This window comes from Mesorhizobium sp. BAC0120, assembly GCF_033542235.1.
Taxonomy (GTDB): Bacteria; Pseudomonadota; Alphaproteobacteria; order Rhizobiales; family Rhizobiaceae; genus JAWRCU01.
Map to the genome: position 1 here is coordinate 20,215 of NZ_JAWRCU010000013.1, position 18,183 is coordinate 38,397.

17 protein-coding genes are annotated in these 18,183 nt (G+C 62.8%); 9 read left to right on the forward strand and 8 right to left on the reverse strand.

Annotated elements, in window-relative coordinates; genetic code table 11:
* Positions 1-25: 25 nt before the first annotated feature.
* From SAZ10_RS24505 to SAZ10_RS24515, 3 genes are all read left to right on the forward strand, one after another.
* Positions 26-991 (forward strand): glycine betaine ABC transporter substrate-binding protein, encoded by a 966-nt coding sequence (locus SAZ10_RS24505; RefSeq protein ID WP_318612017.1) that lies wholly within the window; start codon positions 26-28, stop codon positions 989-991.
* 79 nt (positions 992-1,070) lie between these two features.
* The gene (locus tag SAZ10_RS24510; protein WP_318612018.1) at positions 1,071-2,138 is read left to right on the forward strand and encodes a betaine/proline/choline family ABC transporter ATP-binding protein; all 1,068 of its coding nucleotides are present in this window, start codon (positions 1,071-1,073) and stop codon (positions 2,136-2,138) included.
* Between the two features lie 8 nt (positions 2,139-2,146).
* A complete protein-coding gene (locus SAZ10_RS24515; protein WP_318612019.1) occupies positions 2,147-3,676 on the forward strand; it encodes a proline/glycine betaine ABC transporter permease in 1,530 nt (509 codons plus the stop codon).
* A 172-nt stretch (positions 3,677-3,848) separates the two neighbouring features.
* Here SAZ10_RS24515 and SAZ10_RS24520 read toward each other — a convergent pair whose 3' ends face one another.
* From SAZ10_RS24520 to SAZ10_RS24535, 4 genes are read right to left on the reverse strand one after another with little or no spacing between them, the layout of a single operon-like run.
* Positions 3,849-4,889, reverse strand: a complete 1,041-nt coding sequence (locus SAZ10_RS24520; RefSeq protein ID WP_318612020.1) for a sulfate/molybdate ABC transporter ATP-binding protein — start codon at positions 4,887-4,889, stop codon at positions 3,849-3,851.
* A gap of 22 nt (positions 4,890-4,911) precedes the next feature.
* A complete protein-coding gene (cysW, locus tag SAZ10_RS24525; RefSeq protein ID WP_318612021.1) occupies positions 4,912-5,796 on the reverse strand; it encodes a sulfate ABC transporter permease subunit CysW in 885 nt (294 codons plus the stop codon).
* On the reverse strand, positions 5,789-6,643 hold the full coding sequence (cysT, locus tag SAZ10_RS24530; RefSeq protein WP_318612022.1) for a sulfate ABC transporter permease subunit CysT: 855 nt from the start codon (positions 6,641-6,643) through the stop codon (positions 5,789-5,791). Before cysT ends, cysW begins: the two co-directional genes overlap by 8 nt.
* A 48-nt stretch (positions 6,644-6,691) precedes the next feature.
* Complete coding sequence (locus tag SAZ10_RS24535) at positions 6,692-7,720, reverse strand: sulfate ABC transporter substrate-binding protein (protein WP_318612023.1); 1,029 nt, start codon at positions 7,718-7,720, stop codon at positions 6,692-6,694.
* 395 nt (positions 7,721-8,115) lie between these two features.
* On the opposite strand from SAZ10_RS24535, the gene xylB reads away from it, so the two are divergent.
* A complete protein-coding gene (gene xylB / locus SAZ10_RS24540) occupies positions 8,116-9,567 on the forward strand; it encodes a xylulokinase (RefSeq protein ID WP_318612024.1) in 1,452 nt (483 codons plus the stop codon).
* 296 nt (positions 9,568-9,863) lie between these two features.
* On the opposite strand, the gene SAZ10_RS24545 is transcribed toward xylB, so the two are convergent.
* Positions 9,864-10,226, reverse strand: a complete 363-nt coding sequence (locus SAZ10_RS24545) for a nuclear transport factor 2 family protein (RefSeq protein ID WP_318612025.1) — start codon at positions 10,224-10,226, stop codon at positions 9,864-9,866.
* 137 nt (positions 10,227-10,363) lie between these two features.
* Between SAZ10_RS24545 and xylA the strand changes: the two genes are divergently transcribed.
* The 3 genes from xylA to SAZ10_RS24560 are packed head-to-tail and all read left to right on the forward strand — an operon-like array spanning position 10,364 to position 14,369.
* Positions 10,364-11,674, forward strand: a complete 1,311-nt coding sequence (xylA, locus tag SAZ10_RS24550; RefSeq protein WP_318612026.1) for a xylose isomerase — start codon at positions 10,364-10,366, stop codon at positions 11,672-11,674.
* Positions 11,675-11,688: 14 nt separating this feature from the next.
* Entirely contained in the window at positions 11,689-12,900 is a 1,212-nt protein-coding gene (gene uxuA / locus SAZ10_RS24555; RefSeq protein ID WP_318612027.1) for a mannonate dehydratase, read from the forward strand.
* On the forward strand, positions 12,897-14,369 hold the full coding sequence (locus tag SAZ10_RS24560; RefSeq protein WP_318612028.1) for a mannitol dehydrogenase family protein: 1,473 nt from the start codon (positions 12,897-12,899) through the stop codon (positions 14,367-14,369). The genes uxuA and SAZ10_RS24560 overlap by 4 nt, the downstream gene beginning before the upstream one ends.
* A gap of 22 nt (positions 14,370-14,391) precedes the next feature.
* Here SAZ10_RS24560 and SAZ10_RS24565 read toward each other — a convergent pair whose 3' ends face one another.
* The 3 genes from SAZ10_RS24565 to SAZ10_RS24575 all read right to left on the reverse strand — a co-directional run bounded on the left by SAZ10_RS24565 (position 14,392) and on the right by SAZ10_RS24575 (position 16,107).
* A complete protein-coding gene (locus SAZ10_RS24565; protein WP_318612029.1) occupies positions 14,392-14,799 on the reverse strand; it encodes a type II toxin-antitoxin system VapC family toxin in 408 nt (135 codons plus the stop codon).
* Positions 14,796-15,059: an antitoxin gene (locus SAZ10_RS24570; protein ID WP_318612030.1), complete on the reverse strand. Its 264-nt coding sequence runs from the start codon at positions 15,057-15,059 to the stop codon at positions 14,796-14,798. The genes SAZ10_RS24565 and SAZ10_RS24570 overlap by 4 nt, the downstream gene beginning before the upstream one ends.
* A 67-nt stretch (positions 15,060-15,126) precedes the next feature.
* The gene (locus tag SAZ10_RS24575; RefSeq protein WP_318612031.1) at positions 15,127-16,107 is read right to left on the reverse strand and encodes a GlxA family transcriptional regulator; all 981 of its coding nucleotides are present in this window, start codon (positions 16,105-16,107) and stop codon (positions 15,127-15,129) included.
* A gap of 74 nt (positions 16,108-16,181) precedes the next feature.
* On the opposite strand from SAZ10_RS24575, the gene SAZ10_RS24580 reads away from it, so the two are divergent.
* Both SAZ10_RS24580 and SAZ10_RS24585 read left to right on the forward strand, forming a co-directional pair.
* Positions 16,182-17,099, forward strand: a complete 918-nt coding sequence (locus SAZ10_RS24580) for a 3-keto-5-aminohexanoate cleavage protein (protein ID WP_318612032.1) — start codon at positions 16,182-16,184, stop codon at positions 17,097-17,099.
* Positions 17,100-17,111: 12 nt separating this feature from the next.
* Entirely contained in the window at positions 17,112-18,182 is a 1,071-nt protein-coding gene (locus SAZ10_RS24585) for a 3-hydroxyacyl-CoA dehydrogenase NAD-binding domain-containing protein (RefSeq protein WP_318612033.1), read from the forward strand.
* The last annotated feature ends 1 nt before the right edge of the window (position 18,183 follow it).

The following is an 18,183-nucleotide window of genomic DNA, read 5'->3' on the forward strand; positions in this document are numbered from 1 at the left end:
TCTGACAGCAGGATTGGGGAACCTCATGAAACATACGCTTCTCGGTTTGTCGCTCGCCACTGCGCTTTTCGGTACAATGACATCAGCCCTGCCCGCCGATGTCACCATGCCGGACCCAAACTACGCAACCGCCACGGCGGTCATGAACATCATCAAGGCGGCGGCTGAGCAGGAACTCGGATTGTCGGTCTCGACGGTCACGACGACCGCCGTGCCGGTGATCTGGGAAGCCATGGACAGGAACAAGGGCGAGGTCGACATTTGGCCGGATACCTGGGTCCCCAACCAGCAGGGCCTGGTCGACAAATACGTCAAAGACAAGAAGTCGGTTAAGCTGGCCGAGAACGGCTACGAGGCGAAGCAGGGCTATTGCGTCACGGAGGTGACTTACGACAAATTCGGCATCAAGGATGTTTCGGATCTGGCCAATCCCGAAAACGCCAAACTCTTCGACCGCGACGGCGATGGGAAGGGCAATATCTGGATCGGAGCGCCGGGCTGGCAGTCGACCAATATCGAGAAGGTGCGCGCCCGTGACTACGGCTTTGCCGATTTCTTCAATCTCGAGGCGACGGATGAGGCGATCTCGAACGCCACGCTCGACAGCGCGGCGAAGCAGGACAAACCTTGGGTTGGCTATTGCTACGGCCCGCACCAGAATTTCGCGCGCTACAAGCTGCGATTCCTGGAAGAGCCGGCATATGATCCGGCCAAGTTTGTCGTCGTCCAACCCAACGAGGACCCGCAATGGTTCGAGAAATCCAAGATCGAATCGGCATACGCCAAGACGACGGTTCATATCGCTTATGCCGCGTCGCTGGCGGACAGGCAGCCAGACCTCGTCGCCGCGTTGGAACGCATGCAGTTCAACCCTGACGACGTAAGCAAATGGGCCTATTCCATCATCGTGGACAAGAAGCCGGCGGACGAGGTCGCGAAGGATTGGATCGGGGCCAATCCCGAAACGGTTTCCAAGTGGTTCGGCCACTGAACGGCAAGGCTTCGCTTCTTCATCGCAAAGGGTTGACTGCAAAGACGGACGAGGTCATCTCACGCAAGGGTCGGGTGCGATGACCGCGCTTGCTGCGACGATCCCAGCAGCCGATCACGCAATCGTGATGAAGGCGGTGTGGAAGGTCTTCGGTGGCCGCGAGCGCGAGGCCCTCGAAGCGATCCGTGACCAAGGCCTCGACAAGCAGCAGGTCGCGGAGCGCTTCGGTTGTGTGGTCGGAGTCGCGGGGATCGACATTTCGGTCGCCCGCGGCGAAATCTTTTGCGTGATGGGTCTTTCGGGCAGTGGAAAGTCGACACTGATCCGCCACATCAATCGGCTGCTGGAACCCTCGGCCGGCGAAATCTTCATTGATGGCGAGAACATCATGGCGAAGACGCCGACGGAGCTTCGTGCGCTGCGATCGCACAAGATCGGCATGGTGTTTCAGAGCTTCGGGCTTTTGCCGCATCGCACCGTGCGCGACAACGTTGCCTTGCCGCTGGAGATCCAGGGTGCAACCAAGCAACGCCGCTTCGATGTCGCCGAGGCCGCGCTCGCGAAGGTCAATCTGTCGGGCTGGGGGGACCGCTATTGCCAGGAACTCTCGGGAGGCATGCAGCAGCGCGTTGGATTGGCGCGCGCGCTTGCAGCCGACCCCGCGATCCTTTTGATGGACGAACCGTTCAGCGCGCTCGATCCGCTGATCAGGCGGCAACTTCAGGACGAGTTCGTCGCCCTTTCCAAGTCGATGGGCAAGACGGTGATCTTCATCACCCACGACCTCGATGAAGCGATCCGGATCGGTGACCGGATCGCCATCATGAAAGACGGCGTGATGATCCAGATCGATACGCCGGAAGCCATCGTCACATCGCCGAAGCACGACTACGTCGCTCGGTTCGTCGCCGATATTTCGCGACTCGACGTCATTACAGCCAGCCGTGTCATGCAGCCTGTAGCCGACACGGGTCCGCAACAGCAGAAACTGCGCAGGGTCGCCGAACAGGATCGCCTGTCCACCCTTGTCGAGATCGCGGCGACAACGCCTGATCCGCTGGCGGTCGAGGACGCGGAGGGCAATATTGTCGGCATCGTCGACCGGCAGTCGATCCTCAATGGTTTGAGAAAAGGGCATGTGACGTGAATACGCATATGTCCTTGAGGCCCGACTCTGGCGGTCGGGAGGAAGCCGGGTCCGAGGACGCGCTCGCCCGCGCATTCGCGGTTCAGAATTCCGGGTATTATGTCCGAGCCTTCGCAAGGATCAGAACCGCGACCGGAAGGGCTTGGTCGTTCAATTCGGCCGCCGCGCTGTTCGGGCCTGTATGGGCCGCCTCGCGAAACCTGCTGCTTCTGTTCTGGATCACGCTGCTGCTCCATTTGGCGGCCGTCGGCCAGATCAGCATCGGCGCCTCGGGCAATCTTGGGGCCGCGGAGCAAAGCCGTGCCGAGCGCTTGACACAGCAGGCCGGCGAACGCGCCAAGCAGGCGCAGGCGGCCAAGGATTCCGGCGCGGCCAACGCCGATGGCCTCGACAAATCGGCCAAGGCTCTCGAGCGTGCCGCTACTCAGGCGGTGGCCACCGCAACTGCGGCGCGGGCCCAGGGATCGCGCTTCCTCGCAACCGGCCTTGCCACGCTGCTGTTCAGCGCAGCCCTCGCCGGGCTGCTTGCCAATAGCATGCTCGAGCGTCGTTTCACCCGATGGCGTTCGGATCGAACCCTTCACAAAGGGCGGAACTATCGGCTTGCGTCATGCGCAGCGCTCTTCTGCGCCGCGGCGTTTGTCCTGACCGCGTACCGGTTTGCCTCGGCTTCTTCCGTAGCCTGGCTTGCCACGGCTCCGTCAAACAGGGATTGGCAAGCGGCGCTGTCATCCGGGCTGGATGAGGTGATGAAGCAAATCGCACAGTCTGGAGACGGGTTCTTCAGCCTGATCACCCGCGGCTTGTCCGGCTTCCTCGATGCTCTGGCCTATGCCCTGACTGCCATGCCATGGCCCGTCACGATGGCGATGATCCTCCTGCTCGCCTGGCAACTCGCCGGGCCCCGCGTCGCCATCTTTACCGGCGCAGCGCTCGCCTATCTTTCGCTGCTCGGCTTCTGGGAAAAGAGCCTCGACACGATAGCGCTGCTCGGCACGGCGGCGATCCTGTGTCTCGTGATTGGGATTCCGCTAGGCATATGGTGCGGACGCCGGCCCCGCGTCTATGCAGCCATACGCCCCGTGCTGGATTTCATGCAGACCATGCCGGCCTTTGTCTACCTCATTCCGGTGATCGCACTCTTCGGCATCGGCAAGCCGCCGGGCATCATCGCCACTCTGATCTTCGGTACCCCGCCGGTGGTGCGTTTGACAGCGCTTGGCCTGCAGGGTGTTCCGGAGAGCATCCGCGAAGCCGCACAGGCATATGGCGCGACGCGGTGGTTTCTGCTCACACGCGTCGACCTGCCGCTGGCACGGCCTTCGATCATGGCCGGCATCAACCAGACGATCCTGATGTGCCTCTCCATGGTCGTCATTGCTTCGCTGATCGGAGCCAAGGGGCTCGGCGAGGACGTGCTGAACGCACTGCAGTACGCCGCCGTGGGACAGGGGCTTCTGGCGGGTTTCGCGATCCTGCTTTGCGCTATGGTGATCGACCGCATCGTCCAGGGCAACATTTCCCAATCGGGCAGGTAGCTCCGGGATAGCGCCACGAACGTGCCCAAGGCGGCATTCCGGCTTGGGCACCGGCCTCAGATTTTCACCACTGGTCCAGAGCGGCGGTGCGTTCAAATCCACCACGCCGCCCTACTCTTTGTTTGCGCATCGGATTCGTCCGAAAACCGCTTCGCACTTTTCGGCCGATGCGCTAGCTCGCCGGAAACAGCTTCCACTTCCGTGGCCGGAACGCGACGCGGCCCTTCTGCGCGGCCGGGTGGTCGACCGGCAGCTCGATCTCGACCTTCTGGCGCTCGCCGCCGATCTCGAGCTCGACGCGGCGCGTGCCGGCAACACGACGACTGTTGGCGACCGTGCCGGCGATGCAGCCGCCGCAGCCGTCGAGAAGATCGATGTCGTGCGGCCGGAAATAGAGCAGCGCCGGGCCGGACGGGATGTCGTCGGCCTGCAGTCCGACCGCCCGGTCTGCGATCCACACCTGGCCGTCCTCGACATTGACCGGCAGCGAGGAGGAATCGCCGATGAAGCCGTAGACGAAGGGCGAATTCGGCCGGTCGTAGACGTCGTCGGCGGTGCCGACTTGCTCGATCGTGCCCTGGCTCATCACGACCACCCGATCGGCAAGCTCCAGAGCCTCTTCCTGGTCGTGGGTGACGAAGACGGTGGTGTGGCCGGTGCGGTCATGGATTTCGCGCAGCCACCGGCGCAACTCGCGGCGCACCTGCGCGTCGAGTGCGCCGAACGGCTCGTCGAGAAGCAGAACGCGAGGCTCGATGGCGAGCGCGCGGGCGAGCGCGACACGCTGGCGCTGGCCGCCCGAAAGCTGCGCCGGATATCTCTTCTCCAGCCCGGAGAGCTGGACGAGGTCGAGCAGCTCGGAGGCGCGGCGTTTGATCTCGGCATCGCTCGGCCGCTTGTCGCGGTCGCGCACCTTCAGGCCGAATCCGATATTCTCGGCGACCGTCATATGGCGGAACAGCGCGTAGTGCTGGAACACGAAACCGACATTGCGCTCCTGTACAGTCTTCTGCGAGGCGTCCTCCTCGCCGAAGTAGATCGTGCCGTCTGTCGGCCGCTCCAGGCCGGCGATGAGCCTGAGCAGCGTGGTCTTGCCGGAGCCGGAGGGCCCGAGCAACGCGATCAGCTCACCGGAGCGGATATCCAGCGATACGTCATGGAGCGCCGGAAAGCGGTCGAACTCCTTGCGCACGTTGACGACGCGTACTTCCATACAGCTTTACCTCGGGCAGTGATCAGTGGCCGCGACTTGCGGCTATGTTGTCGCCGTAACGCATTTCGAGCAGCGTCTTCAGCACCAGCGTGACGAGCGCAAGTGCCGCGAGCAACGAGGCGACGGCAAAAGCTCCGGCAGCATTATACTCGTTGTAGAGTATTTCGACATGCAGCGGCATGGTGTTGGTGAGACCCCGTATATGGCCGGAGACGACCGACACCGCGCCGAACTCGCCCATGGCGCGCGCGTTGCAGAGCAACACGCCGTAGAGCAGGCCCCAGCGGATATTGGGCAGCGTCACATACCAGAAGGTCTGCCAGCCACTGGCACCGAGTGAAAGTGCAGCTTCTTCGTCGCCGGTACCCTGATCCTGCATCAGTGGGATCAGTTCGCGGGCGACGAAAGGGAAGGTCACGAAGATGGTGGCAAGCGCAATGCCAGGCACGGCAAAGAGGATCTCGATACCATGCGACTTGAGCCAAGGGCCGAGCGCGCTGCCGGCACCGAACAAAAGCACATAGACAAGCCCGGAAATCACCGGAGACACCGAGAAGGGCAGGTCGATCAGCGTGATCAGGAAGGCCTTGCCCTTGAATTCGAACTTGGCGATCGCCCAGGCGGCTGCGACACCGAAGACGAGGTTGAGCGGCACCGAAATCGCCGCGACCGTGAGCGTGAGCCTGACCGCAGAGAGCGTGTCGGGCTCGCCGAGTGTCTTTACGAAATGCTCCAGGCCTTTGCTGAACGCCTGATCGAACACGATGATCAGCGGCAGCAGCAGGAACACCGCCATGAAGACGAAGGCAATTGCCATCAGGACGAAGCGCGCAACCGGCTTCTCGCTGATCGGCGACGCCGCCTGCGACTTGAAGGCCAAAAGGGGTGCAATCGCGACGTCAGCCATAGCGCTTGCGGCTCCAGGATTGCAGGAGATTGATGACGAGCAGCATGGCGAAGGAGATCAGCAGCATGACCGCTGCAATGGCGGTGGCGCCTGCATAGTTGTATTCCTCGAGCTTGATGACGATCAGCAGCGGCGAGATCTCGGTCTTGAATGGCAGGTTGCCGGCGATGAAGATGACGGATCCGTACTCGCCGACTGCACGCGCGAAGGCTAGCGCGAAGCCCGTGACGATCGCAGGCGCCAGGCCGGGCAAAAGTATCCTGGTGATCGTCTGGAAGCGGCTGGCTCCCAAGGTGGCGGCCGCCTCCTCAACCTCCTTGTCGATCTCTTCCATCACCGGCTGGACGGTGCGGACCACGAAGGGCAGGCCGATGAAGATCAGCGCGATGACGACGCCAAGCGGCGTGTAGGCGACCTTGATGCCGAGCGGCATCAAGAGCGCGCCGATCCATCCCCGCGGCGCATAAAGGGTGGTGAGCGCGATGCCGGCGACCGCCGTCGGCAAGGCGAAGGGCAGGTCGACCATGGCGTCCAGGATCCGCCGGCCAGGGAAGCGATAACGCACCAGAACCCAGGCGACGACGGTGCCGAACACGACATTGACGGCAGCGGCGACCAGCGAGGCGCCGAAGGAAAGCTGCAATGACTTCAAAACGCGCGGGTCGGCGGCGATCGCCCAGAAATCGGACCAGCCGAGTGCCGCCGAGCGCCAGGCGAGGCCGGACAGCGGGATCAGGATGATCAGCGTCAGGTAGGCAAGCGAGAAGCCGAGCGCCAATCCGAAGCCCGGAATGACGCTCGGCTTTCTGAATTGCCACCCCGCCGCCGTAGCGGGTGCGGTCGTCATGGTGTTCCTAACTTATGTTCCCGTCGACTGGTTGTTACCCTCGCCTCGTCACTGCGCCGGCTTGTAGATCTGGTCGAAGGTGCCGCCATCGCCGAAGTGATAGGGCTGCGCTTTCTTCCATCCGCCGAAGATCGGGTCGTCGATGGTGACCAGCTTCAGTTTCGGCTGCCAGGCAAGTAGCTCGGCCGGCACGACGTCAGGCTTCGCAGGTCGGTAATGGTGCTTGGCGATGAGCTGCTGCCCTTCGTCCGAATAGAGATAGTTGAGATAGGCCTCGGCAATCTTGCGCGTGCCCTTGGCGTCGACATTGGCATCGACGACAGCGACCGGCGGCTCGGCGAGGATCGATTGCGGCGGAACGACGATGTCGAACTGGTCGGCGCCGAATTCGTCGAGGGCGAGATAAGCCTCGTTCTCCCAGGCAAGCAGCACGTCACCGAGACCCTTCTCGGCGAAGGTCACGGTAGAGCCGCGCGCACCGGTGTCGAGGACCGGAACATGCCCGTAAAGATTGCCGACATATTGCTTGATCTTGGCTTCGTCGCCGCCGAACTGGCTGTGAGCCCAGGCCCAGGCTGCCAAATAATTCCAGCGGGCGCCTCCGGAGGTCTTGGGGTTCGGCGTGATGACCTGCACGTCCTCCTTGACGAGGTCGCCCCAGTCCTTGATGCCTTTCGGGTTGCCTTTGCGCACGAGGAAGACGATCGTTGACGTATAGGGTGAAGCGTTGTGCGGCAGCCGCGTGCGCCAATCCGGGTTGATCTTCTTTGAATTGTCGACGATCGCATTAATGTCGCTCTCGAGGGCTAGCGTCACGACGTCGGCGTCTAGCCCGTCGATGACCGCGCGGGCCTGTTTGCCGGAACCGCCATGAGATTGCTGGACGGTGACAGCCTCGCCGGTATCGGCCTTCCACTTGGCGGCGAAGGCCTCGTTGAAATCCTTGTAGAGTTCTCGTGTGGGGTCGTAGGAAACGTTGAGCAGAGTCGTGTCCGCGAATGCGAAGCCGAGGACGCCGAATTGAACCGCGCCGGCCAGGAGCGTGGCAAGCAGCTTGGTCTTGAGCGATCCGGTCATTGGTGCCTCTCCATTGATGACGCGGCTTAGTCTATTGAATTGCTAGAGATTAGAAACGCGCGCTTGGTTCGAATTGTTTCAGCGCGCGGCAAGAAATTTCCAAAAAAGGTGCGCCTGTCGAAACCGGATTGCTGCACATTAAGCAATGTGGCGGCTTTAGGGCCGAGGACGCTGCCGGCCTCGAGCGGCACCAAAGCGGAGCGAGGCATCGCGCATGTGTTTTTTTCGAGATTCGAAAAAACATGGTCGGGAAAGACGTTTCACCGTTTTCAGCCTCTCAATATTTGCTATGACACGGTTCCTGGAGGGCCCGGCCCGGTCGAACCGGCCGAGCAGGGCTGGTAATTGTCCAGTGAAAAGCGGTTTCGGTGAGGGCCGCGCCGGGAGGAACGTCAATGTATCTCGGGCTCGATCTCGGTACGTCGGGCGTCAAGGCCCTGCTGATCGACGCAGATCAAAAGACAATCGCCTCTGCCAACGGCGCGCTTGAGGTCTCGCGGCCGCATCCCGGCTGGTCGGAACAGGCGCCGGCCAGTTGGATAAGGGCTACCGAAGAGGCGATTGGCAAGCTCAAGAGCTCGCACGGCACGGAGCTTTCCGCAGTGAAGGGCATCGGCCTTTCCGGCCAGATGCATGGCGCCACCCTGATCGACAGCCAAAACACGGTGCTGAGGCCCTGCATCCTGTGGAACGACACGCGCAGCCATGCAGAAGCTGCCGCGCTCGACGGCGATCCGCGGTTTCGGGAACTTACAGGCAATATCGTATTTCCAGGGTTCACCGCCCCGAAGCTCGCCTGGGTCAGGAAAAACGAGCCGCAGGTCTTCAAGCAGGTCGCCAAGGTGCTGCTGCCGAAGGACTATCTGAGGCTCTGGCTCACCGGCGAGCATATCTCGGAAATGTCCGACTCGGCCGGTACGTCCTGGCTCGACGTCGCACATCGCGTCTGGTCTGCCGAATTGCTCGCCGCTACCGATCTCGAAGAGAGGCACATGCCGAGGCTGGTCGAGGGCACCGAGCCCGGCGGCAGGCTGCGCGACGAGCTCGCGGCAGCCTGGGGCATGAGCAAGGGGGGCGTGGTGGCCGGCGGAGCCGGCGACAATGCTGCCTCCGCCTGCGGCATGGGTACGGTGCGACCGGGTGCTGCCTTCGCGTCGATCGGCACGTCGGGCGTCCTGTTTGCCGCCAACGGCGCCTACCTGCCCAATCCAAAGAGCGCGGTGCATACTTTTTGCCATGCGCTTCCGAATGCCTGGCATCAGATGGGCGTGATCCTGTCGGCAACGGACTCGCTCAACTGGCTGTCCCAGATCACGGGAAAGTCGGCGGGCGACCTGACAAGAGAGCTTGGCGAAGAGCTGAAGGCGCCCGGCAGCGTGACGTTCCTGCCTTACCTTTCCGGAGAACGCACGCCGTACAATGATGCGGCGATCCGCGGCTCGTTCACAGGGCTCGGTCATGAGTCCGGCCGGGCCCAACTGACCCAGGCCGTGCTCGAAGGCGTGGCCTTCGCCTTCCGAGATAGCCAGGAGGCGCTGAGAGCCGCGGGCACCGAGCTCGGCAAGGTCACCGCAATCGGCGGCGGGTCGCGCTCGCGCTATTGGCTGAAGTCGATAGCGACCGCGCTCGGCATTCCCCTTCACATTCCGGCTGAGGGCGATTTCGGGGCTGCGTTCGGAGCCGCGCGCCTCGGGCTCATTGCTGCCGAGAATGCCGATCCGCTGACGATCTGCACAGAGCCGGCGACTGCCGAGACGATCGAGCCGGATCGCGGGCTCGCCGATGCCTATGCGGAAGCGTATGGGCGCTATCGGGCGCTCTACCCGGCGATCCGGGGAACGATGTGAGCGTCGAGCTGGCCCCCTCCACCACGCTTCCGCCTTCGTCCTCCGGGCTTCGGCGGACAGGTCGCGTGGTTCTCCTTACGCGTAAACGCGAGGCAATCGCGTATGGTGGGACAGAACCCCGCTCCGCCTCGCTTCGCTCGGCACCTCTCCCCCTCAAAAGGGGAGAGGAAGGGCGCCTGGCATTGCGGCCGGCGCTTCCTCTCCCCCGTCGATCCAGGGAGAGGTGGTTCGCGAAGCGAACCGGAGTGGGGGGCGACCTCATAGGCGATTACTTCGCCGCACAGCTGGGCACTCCCTCACTGCGCCGGTACCTTGTCGAGAAAACCAGTCACACGCGCCATGCGGCCGCCGGTGACGGTCACGAAGTCGGTGCCTTCGATCGGCGCTTCGATGCCATCGGGACCAAGCGTCCACGAGAAGCGCAGATTGTCGCCGAAGCCGTTCGCTTCACCCTTCAGCGCAAAGCGAAAGCCGGGGAAGCGTTCGTGGACGCCCGCAATGAGCTGGTCGATGCCGGTATGGCCGTCGCCCTGCATGACGGGATCGCGATACGCGACCTCGGCCGCAAAGAGCTTTTCGATCATGGCCTTGCGCCTTGTGGCGTCGGTCTCGTTCCAGGCAGCGATATAGGCGGCAGCGAGATTGGCGTGTTCGGACATCTGAGTTCTCCTTGTCGTCTCGGGTTGGACAAGCCCGTTTTCCGACAGCGGGGAGACCAAACCAATTACCGGGCAGGTAATAGTTCTCCGACATCTATCAGCCTTGCATCTGAGCATCTCTCGGGAGGAGTTCGTCAATGAGCACGGGTTTTTTCGGCGATATCAAGCCGGTCAAGTATGAGGGACCGGATTCGACCAATCCGCTCGCCTATCGCTTCTACAACAAGGACGAGATCGTTGCCGGAAAGCGCATGGAGGACCACCTGCGCTTCGCCGTTGCCTACTGGCACTCCTTCGCCTGGCCGGGCGGCGATCCGTTCGGCGGCCAGACCTTCGAGCGGCCGTGGTTCGGCGACACGATGGAGAAGGCAAAGCTCAAGGCGGACGTTGCCTTCGAGATGTTCACGCTGCTCGGGGTCCCTTTCTTCTGCTTCCACGATGCAGACGTCAGGCCCGAAGGCAAAAACTTTGCCGAGAGTGCCGCGCGGCTCGACGAGATCGTCGACATATTCGAGCGGAAGATCAAAGAGACCGGCGTGAAGCTGCTCTGGGGCACGGCGAACCTCTTCTCGCATCGCCGCTTCATGGCGGGTGCTGCCACCAATCCGGACCCGGACGTGTTCGCCTATGCCGCGGCGACGGTGAAGAAGTGCATCGACGCCACCAAGCGCCTGAACGGCGAAAATTACGTGCTTTGGGGTGGGCGCGAGGGCTATGAGACGCTGCTCAATACCGACCTGAAGCGCGAATCGGAGCAGGCCGGGCGTTTCCTGTCGCTGGTCGTCGACTACAAGCACAAAATTGGCTTCAAAGGCACGATCCTGATCGAGCCGAAGCCGCAGGAGCCGACCAAGCACCAGTACGACTATGATGTCGCGACGGTCTACGGCTTCCTCAAGCGCTTCGGGCTCGAGAAGGAAGTGAAGGTGAACATTGAGCAGGGCCATGCCATTTTGGCTGGCCACTCGTTCGAGCATGAGCTGGCGCTGGCCAATGCGCTCGGCATCTTCGGCTCGATCGACATGAACCGCAACGACTACCAGTCAGGCTGGGATACCGACCAGTTCCCCAACAACGTGCCGGAGATGGCGCTCGCCTATTACCAGATCCTGCAGGGTGGCGGCTTCACCACCGGCGGCACCAATTTCGACGCCAAGCTGCGCCGCCAGTCGCTCGATCCCGAGGATCTGCTGATTGCCCATATCGGCGCGATGGACTGCTGCGCGCGCGGCCTGAAGGCGGCGGCGAAGATGATCGAGGAGAAGGCTCTATCGGGTCCCCTGGAAGCGCGTTATGCCGGCTGGAGCAGCTCCGAGGCCCAGGCGATGCTTGCCGGGAAGCGGACCCTGGAGGAGATTGCCGAACGGGTGGTGAAAGAGCATATCGAGCCGCAACCGAGATCTGGCAGGCAGGAGCTGCTCGAGAATATCGTCAACCGGTACGTGTGAGGCACTGAGATAAAATGAGACAGACCTGGCGCTGGTTCGGACCAGTCGACAAGGTGACGCTCGCCGATGCCCGGCAGGCGGGCGTCGAGGGCATCGTAACGGCGTTGCATCACGTCGCAACCGGCGCGGTATGGACACCGGAGGAGATAGAGAAACGCCAGCGGGAGGTAGCCTTCCATCCCGACGGATCGATGACGCATCTCGCCTGGGAAGTGGTCGAAAGCCTTCCGGTCTCGGAGGCGATCAAGACGCAGACCGGTGAGTGGCGCACGCATATCGCCCACTACCGCCGCAGCCTGGAGAACCTGGCCCGCGCCGGCATTCGGGTGATCTGCTACAACTTCATGCCGGTGATCGACTGGACGCGCACGGACCTTTACTGGCGCGTGCCGCATGGCGGCACGGCGATGCGCTTCGATCTCGCCGATTTCGCGGCTTTCGACATCTACGTGCTCAAGCGCAAGGGCGCGAGCGAGGACTATTCCGAGCCTGTCGCGGCGGAAGCGGCGAAGCGCTTCGCCGGATTGAACGAGGCGCAACAACAGAAGCTTGCGGCAAACGTTGTCGCCGGACTGCCTGGCACCCAGGAGCACTGGACGCTGGATACCGTGAAGACGCATCTTGCGACCTATGACGGGATCGGGACGGAGAAGCTGCGCAAGCATTTCATCGACTTCCTGTCGGAAGTCGCGCCGCATGCCGAGGAACTCGGGCTGAGGCTCTGCTGCCACCCCGATGATCCGCCATTCCCCTTGCTCGGCCTGCCACGCATCATGTCCACACTTGCCGACTACAAGGCCGTGCTGGACGCGGTGGATGTACCGGCGAACGGCGCCACCTTCTGCTCGGGCTCGCTCGGCGCCAGGCCGGACAACGACCTGCCGGCGATGGTCAAGGCGTTGGGGCCACGCATCCATTTCGTGCATCTGCGCAATGTGCGGCGGGACAGCGAGGAAGTGCCGTGCTCCTTCTTCGAGGATGAGCATCTCGCCGGGCAGACCGACATGGTGGCAGTGGTCGCCGAGTTGCTTGCCGAAGAAAAGCGCCGGCGCAAGGAAGGCCGGGTCGATGCCGAAATTCCCATGCGGCCGGACCATGGCCAGGATATTCTCGACGATCTGAAGCGGGGTGCGCAGCCCGGATATCCGGCAATCGGTCGGCTGAAGGGCCTCGCCGAACTGCGTGGCGTAATGGCTGCGCTCAATCATCCGAGCCGGGGATCGTGAGCAGCCGGCGACTCAAATATCTCTCAGCCGTGGCAAAGAGCGTTCGGCAGCCGCGCTACGACCGTAATGGCGCGAGCGGCATCGTGCACATCGGCGTCGGCGCGTTCCACAAGGCGCATCAGGCCGTCTATACGGACGATGCGATGGAAAAATCCGGCGGCGGCTGGATGATTACCGGCGTCAGTCTGCGCTCGCCGGAAGCGGCAGATGCGCTCAACCCCCAGAAGGGCCTCTACACTCTGCTCACGCGAGGGCCGGAAGGCACTTCGGCGCGGGTGGTCGGGAGCATCAGGCGGGTGCTTGTGGCGCCGAATGACCCGGACTTGCCGCTGGCGGCGCTCGTCAAAGCCGAAACGAAGATTGTCAGCCTGACCATAACCGAAAAGGGCTATGGTCTCGATCCGAAAACCGGTGGACTCGACCGCAATCATCCGGCGATCGCGGCCGATCTTGCTGATCGGGAGAGCATCCAAAGCGCACTGGGCTTCATCGTCTCCGCGCTTCACGTGCGGAAAGCCGCCGGGCTGCCGCCTTTCACTGTGCTCTCCTGCGACAACCTCCCTTCGAACGGCAAGGTGCTGCGCCGGCTCGTCCTGGAGTTCGCGGCGGCGCGCGACCGGGCGATCGTTTCCCATATCGAGAACGAGGTAAGCTTTCCCTCGACCATGGTCGACCGCATCACGCCGGCGAGCACGGACAAGACCTTCGCCGACGCCGAGGCTCTGATCGGATGCAAGGACAAAGCGGCGGTCGAAACCGAGCCGTTCTCGCAATGGATCATCGAGGACGATTTCGTCGGCGGCCGGCCGGATTGGGAAGCAGGTGGCGCGGTGTTCGTGAAGGACGTAGCGCCTTACGAGAAAATGAAGCTTCGGATGCTCAATGGCACGCATTCGATGCTTGCCTATGCCGGTTTCATCGCGGGCCATCAGTATGTCCGGGATGTGATGACCGACATTGCCCTGGCTCGCCTCGTGCGGCGGCATATCGAGGCGGCTTCCCGGACGCTCGATCCGGTTCCGGGCGTCGATCTTGCCCGCTACGCCGACGAGCTCGTTGAACGATTCGCCAATCCGGCAATCGCGCATCAGACTTATCAGATCGCCATGGACGGCACGCAAAAGCTGCCGCAGAGGCTGGTTGAGCCCGCCATCATTGCGCTCAAGCGTGGCTTGCCCTTGGATGCCTACGCCTTCGCGGTCGCAGCCTGGATGCGCTACGTTCTAGGCACCAAGGAGAGCGGCGAGAAATATTCGCTGCGCGACCCGCGCGAGGCGGAAATCGCAAAGCTGATCGATGGGGTGAGCGACGCAGGCTCGATTGTCGATCGGCTACTCGGCTTGTCGGGGCTGTTTCCAGAGGAGCTGACGGGCTCGGAGAAATGGCGCGGTGCCGTGAAAGGCCGCCTCGAGATGATGCTGGCGAAAGGCATGCGCGCGGCAATCGAAAAAGAAAGTGCCGGTCAGTAAGCCGTCGCTCACGCGTTGAGCATCATGCCTGGGTCCAGTCCTCGACATCAAGATCGGGCACCATTCGGAAGGCACCATCTTTGCTGACGAGTGTCGCGCCAACTGAAACGGCATGGGCGGCGATCAGCATATCGAGCGGGCCGAGCGGCTTGCCGATCTTTTCCATTCGGGCACGAAGGGCTCCGTAAGTCTGAGCGGTCTCGTGGGTGAACGGAAGGACCTGGATCTCCCTGAAAAACTTCTCGGTGACTGCGGCCAGAGCGGTTGCTTCAGGCCTGCGTCTCAGGCCGAATGTAGATTCCCCGTACGAAATGGCCGAGACGCAGATATCCGAGGGGGCTCTTCTGGCAATTTGGTGCAGGAGAACCGGCGTACGTTCTCTGACAGCTTTGCGGATTATGTTCGTATCGAGCATGTAGCGGGAAGTCATGCGAGCGGATCGTCACGTTCTTGAACGCCCTGATCGCGATCTTCCATAAAGCCTTCCAGTTCCTTTGGATCGACGGCAGCCAAGGCTGCAAAGAAGTCCTCCCACGAACCCGTCCGACGCGGCTCCTTTTCTGTAAGAAGGACCCCGCCCGTCACTGGATCACGGCGAACGTTCACTTCGGTCCCTTCGAAGCGAAATTCGGCTGGGAGACGCACGGCCTGGCTGCGCCCATTCTTGAAAAGTTTTGCTGTTGCGGTCATGTCCGCCTCCCGCCATGGTATATATCATGATATAGATCACCTGTGCCAACTTGCAATGTCCAGTGCCTCAACTCCGTCGCATCCTGACCGGCGCTTCGCCGAAGGCGCGCGAGAAGGCCCGCGAAAAGGACGCCGCTGAGGTAAAGCCGGTGCGTGCGGCGACCTCGGCCATGCGTACCTGCGTGTCGAGCACGAGGCGGCGCGCGGCGTTTAATCTGAGACGCAGGTAATATGCGCCGGGCGTCTCGCCGATTGATCTTTTGAAGATGATCTCGAGCGCACGCGCGGTCACACCTGTGCGGCGCGCAATCGCTGAAATAGTGAGCGGCTGGTCGACATGCGCTTCCATCAGCCTGATCGCCTGTGCGAGCCGCGGGTCGTAGCCTTCGAGGCGGCCGAGCGAGACGAGCGGCTGCGCGTCGGTTGCGGCGCGCGCCTGATCGTAGATGAAGACGCTCGCCACATCGAGCGCGACGGCCATGCCGAGCCGCGAGCGCACGAGATGCAGCATCAGATCGAAGGTCGGCGAGGCGCCGCCGGCAGTGAAGACGGGGCCGTCGATCACGTAACGGTCGGGGCGCACGTCGGCGCCGGGAAAGGCGGCGCTGAAATCCTCCATGTCCTCCCAGTGGGTGGTCGCCGCGCGGCCTTCGAGCAGGCCGGCATGGCCGAGCAGCCATGTGCCGGCCTCGACGCCGCCAACGGCACGGGCGGATCGCGCCGCCCTGCGGATTCCTGAAATGAGCTGGCGGGTCCCCTCATAGCGGGTGCCGAAGCCGCCGACGATCACGAGAACATCGGTGTTCTGCATGGCGTCGAACCGTCCGGCGACCGCCACAGGCATGCCCGACGTGGTGAGAGGCGCGGTGCCATCGGCCGAGACGATCGAATAGTCGAACATCGCTTCGCCTGAGACGCGATTTGCCGCGCGCAAAGGATCGATCGCCGAGGCGACGCACATGATCGATGAGCCGGCAAAAACCAGGAAGGTCACGCGAAGCGGCACTCGCTCCGGAACGAAGATCGACAGTCTTTCGCTTTTCATCAATCAGACTTCGTAAATCGCAAAGCAGTTCCCTACAAGTCGGGCATGCTTGTGCGCTGTCAAGGGAGGACACTGCCATGCCGCTCGCCATGAACCGCGAGGTCTTCATCACCTGCGCCGTGACGGGTTCCGGCGGCACGCAGGACCGCAGCCCCCATGTGCCACGCTCGCCCAAGCAGATCGCAGATTCGGCTATCGAAGCGGCGAAGGCGGGAGCCGCCATCGTCCACTGTCATGTGCGCGACCCCGAGACGGGCAAGCCGCGCCGTGACGTCTCTCTCTACCGCGAGGTGACGGAGCGCATCCGCGACGCGGATGTCGACGTGGTGCTGAACCTTACCGCCGGCATGGGGGGCGACATGGTGTTCGGCCCCGTGGAAAGCCCGCTGCCGCTCAACGCGAAAGGCACGGACATGGGCGGCGCGACGAACCGGGTCGAGCATGTTCGGCAGTGCCTGCCGGAAATCTGCACGCTCGACTGCGGCACCATGAACTTCGCCGAAGCCGATTATGTGATGACCAACACGCCGGGCATGCTGCGCGCCATGGGCGGCATGATGACCGAAATGGGCGTGAAGCTGGAGATCGAGGCGTTCGACACGGGTCACCTGTGGTTCGCCAGGCAGCTCGTCTCGGAAGGCGTGCTTAAGCCCGATGCCTTGGTGCAGCTCTGCATGGGCGTGCCCTGGGGCGCGCCGGACGACCTCTACACCTTCATGGCCATGGTCAACAACGTGCCGCCGGAATGGACCTTCTCGGCCTTTTCGCTCGGCCGCAACCAGATGGCCTATGTGGCGGCGGCGGTGCTCGCCGGCGGCAATGTCCGAGTAGGCCTCGAGGACAATCTCTGGCTCGACAAAGGCGTGCTTGCGACGAACGCGCAGCTCGTCGAGCGGGCGGCCACCATCATCGAGAACATGGGCGCGCGGGTCATCGGGCCGGACGAGGTGCGCAAGAAGCTCAATTTGACGAAGCGGGCGCCGGCGAGCGCTTGAGGGGGCGAAGTAATGACCATTCATAAGGCAGCCGCAATCGGCGGCGGGGTGATAGGCGCGGGATGGGTCGCTCGGCTGGTGCTCAACGGCATTGATGTCTCGATCTACGATCCTGACCCGGAAGCCTCCCGGAAGGTCGGCGAGGTGATGAAGGGCGCCCGGCGCGCCTATAAGAAGATGCTGCCCACCGGGCTGCCTAAGGAAGGCAGGATCAGCTACGCCAAGACCATCGCCGAGGCGGTGGGCGGCGCCGACTTCATCCAGGAGAGCGTGCCGGAGCGGCTCGACGTCAAGCACAAGGTGCTTGCCGAGATCGATGCCCATGCGCCGAAGGATGCGCTGGTCGGCTCCTCTACCTCCGGCATCAAGCCAACGGACATGCAGCCGGCCATGAAGCGGCCGGAGCGTCTGGTGGTCGGGCACCCTTTCAATCCGGTCTATCTCCTGCCGCTCGTCGAGATCGTCGGCGGTGAAAAGACCTCGAAGAAATTCATCGAGCGGGCGCGTGAGGCATATGCCTCGATCGGCATGAAGCCCGTTGTGATCCGCAAGGAAATCGAGGCCTTCGTCGGCGACCGCCTGCTGGAGGCTGCATGGCGCGAGGCGCTGTGGCTGGTGAAGGACGGCATCACCACCGTCGAGGAACTCGACGATATCATGCGTTATTCGTTCGGCCTGCGCTGGGCACAGATGGGCATGTTTCAGGTCTACCGCATTGCTGGCGGCGAGGCAGGCATGCGCCACTTCATGGCGCAGTTCGGACCGGCGCTGAAATGGCCATGGACCAAGCTGATGGATGTGCCGGAGTTCAATGACGAGCTGGTAGACCTGATCGCCAAGCAGTCGGACGAGCAGGCCGGCGACCTCTCGATCCGCGACCTGGAGAAGATCCGCGACGACAATCTGGTCGCCATCATGGACGTGCTGTCCAGGACCAACAAGGGCAAGGGCTGGGGCGCCGGCGCGCTGCACAAGGACTATGTGAAGCAGCTCTCCAGGCTCGCGGCGAAGGGCAGCAACGCGAAGGCAGAGCCGACGAAGACGGCCACGCCTGGCAAGCCGAAGAAAAAGCAGAAAGTCTGAC

Bases quoted from the DNA above. Each gene is read 5' to 3' on its own strand.
- SAZ10_RS24505 (WP_318612017.1), top strand. From the start codon at position 26: ATGAAACATACGCTTCTCGGTTTGTCGCTCGCCACTGCGCTTTTCGGT.
- SAZ10_RS24510 (WP_318612018.1), top strand. From the start codon at position 1,071: ATGACCGCGCTTGCTGCGACGATCCCAGCAGCCGATCACGCAATCGTG.
- SAZ10_RS24515 (WP_318612019.1), top strand. From the start codon at position 2,147: ATGTCCTTGAGGCCCGACTCTGGCGGTCGGGAGGAAGCCGGGTCCGAG.
- SAZ10_RS24520 (WP_318612020.1), bottom strand. From the start codon at position 4,889: ATGGAAGTACGCGTCGTCAACGTGCGCAAGGAGTTCGACCGCTTTCCG.
- cysW (WP_318612021.1), bottom strand. From the start codon at position 5,796: ATGGCTGACGTCGCGATTGCACCCCTTTTGGCCTTCAAGTCGCAGGCG.
- cysT (WP_318612022.1), bottom strand. From the start codon at position 6,643: ATGACGACCGCACCCGCTACGGCGGCGGGGTGGCAATTCAGAAAGCCG.
- SAZ10_RS24535 (WP_318612023.1), bottom strand. From the start codon at position 7,720: ATGACCGGATCGCTCAAGACCAAGCTGCTTGCCACGCTCCTGGCCGGC.
- xylB (WP_318612024.1), top strand. From the start codon at position 8,116: ATGTATCTCGGGCTCGATCTCGGTACGTCGGGCGTCAAGGCCCTGCTG.
- SAZ10_RS24545 (WP_318612025.1), bottom strand. From the start codon at position 10,226: ATGTCCGAACACGCCAATCTCGCTGCCGCCTATATCGCTGCCTGGAAC.
- xylA (WP_318612026.1), top strand. From the start codon at position 10,364: ATGAGCACGGGTTTTTTCGGCGATATCAAGCCGGTCAAGTATGAGGGA.
- uxuA (WP_318612027.1), top strand. From the start codon at position 11,689: ATGAGACAGACCTGGCGCTGGTTCGGACCAGTCGACAAGGTGACGCTC.
- SAZ10_RS24565 (WP_318612029.1), bottom strand. From the start codon at position 14,799: ATGACTTCCCGCTACATGCTCGATACGAACATAATCCGCAAAGCTGTC.
- SAZ10_RS24570 (WP_318612030.1), bottom strand. From the start codon at position 15,059: ATGACCGCAACAGCAAAACTTTTCAAGAATGGGCGCAGCCAGGCCGTG.
- SAZ10_RS24580 (WP_318612032.1), top strand. From the start codon at position 16,182: ATGCCGCTCGCCATGAACCGCGAGGTCTTCATCACCTGCGCCGTGACG.
- SAZ10_RS24585 (WP_318612033.1), top strand. From the start codon at position 17,112: ATGACCATTCATAAGGCAGCCGCAATCGGCGGCGGGGTGATAGGCGCG.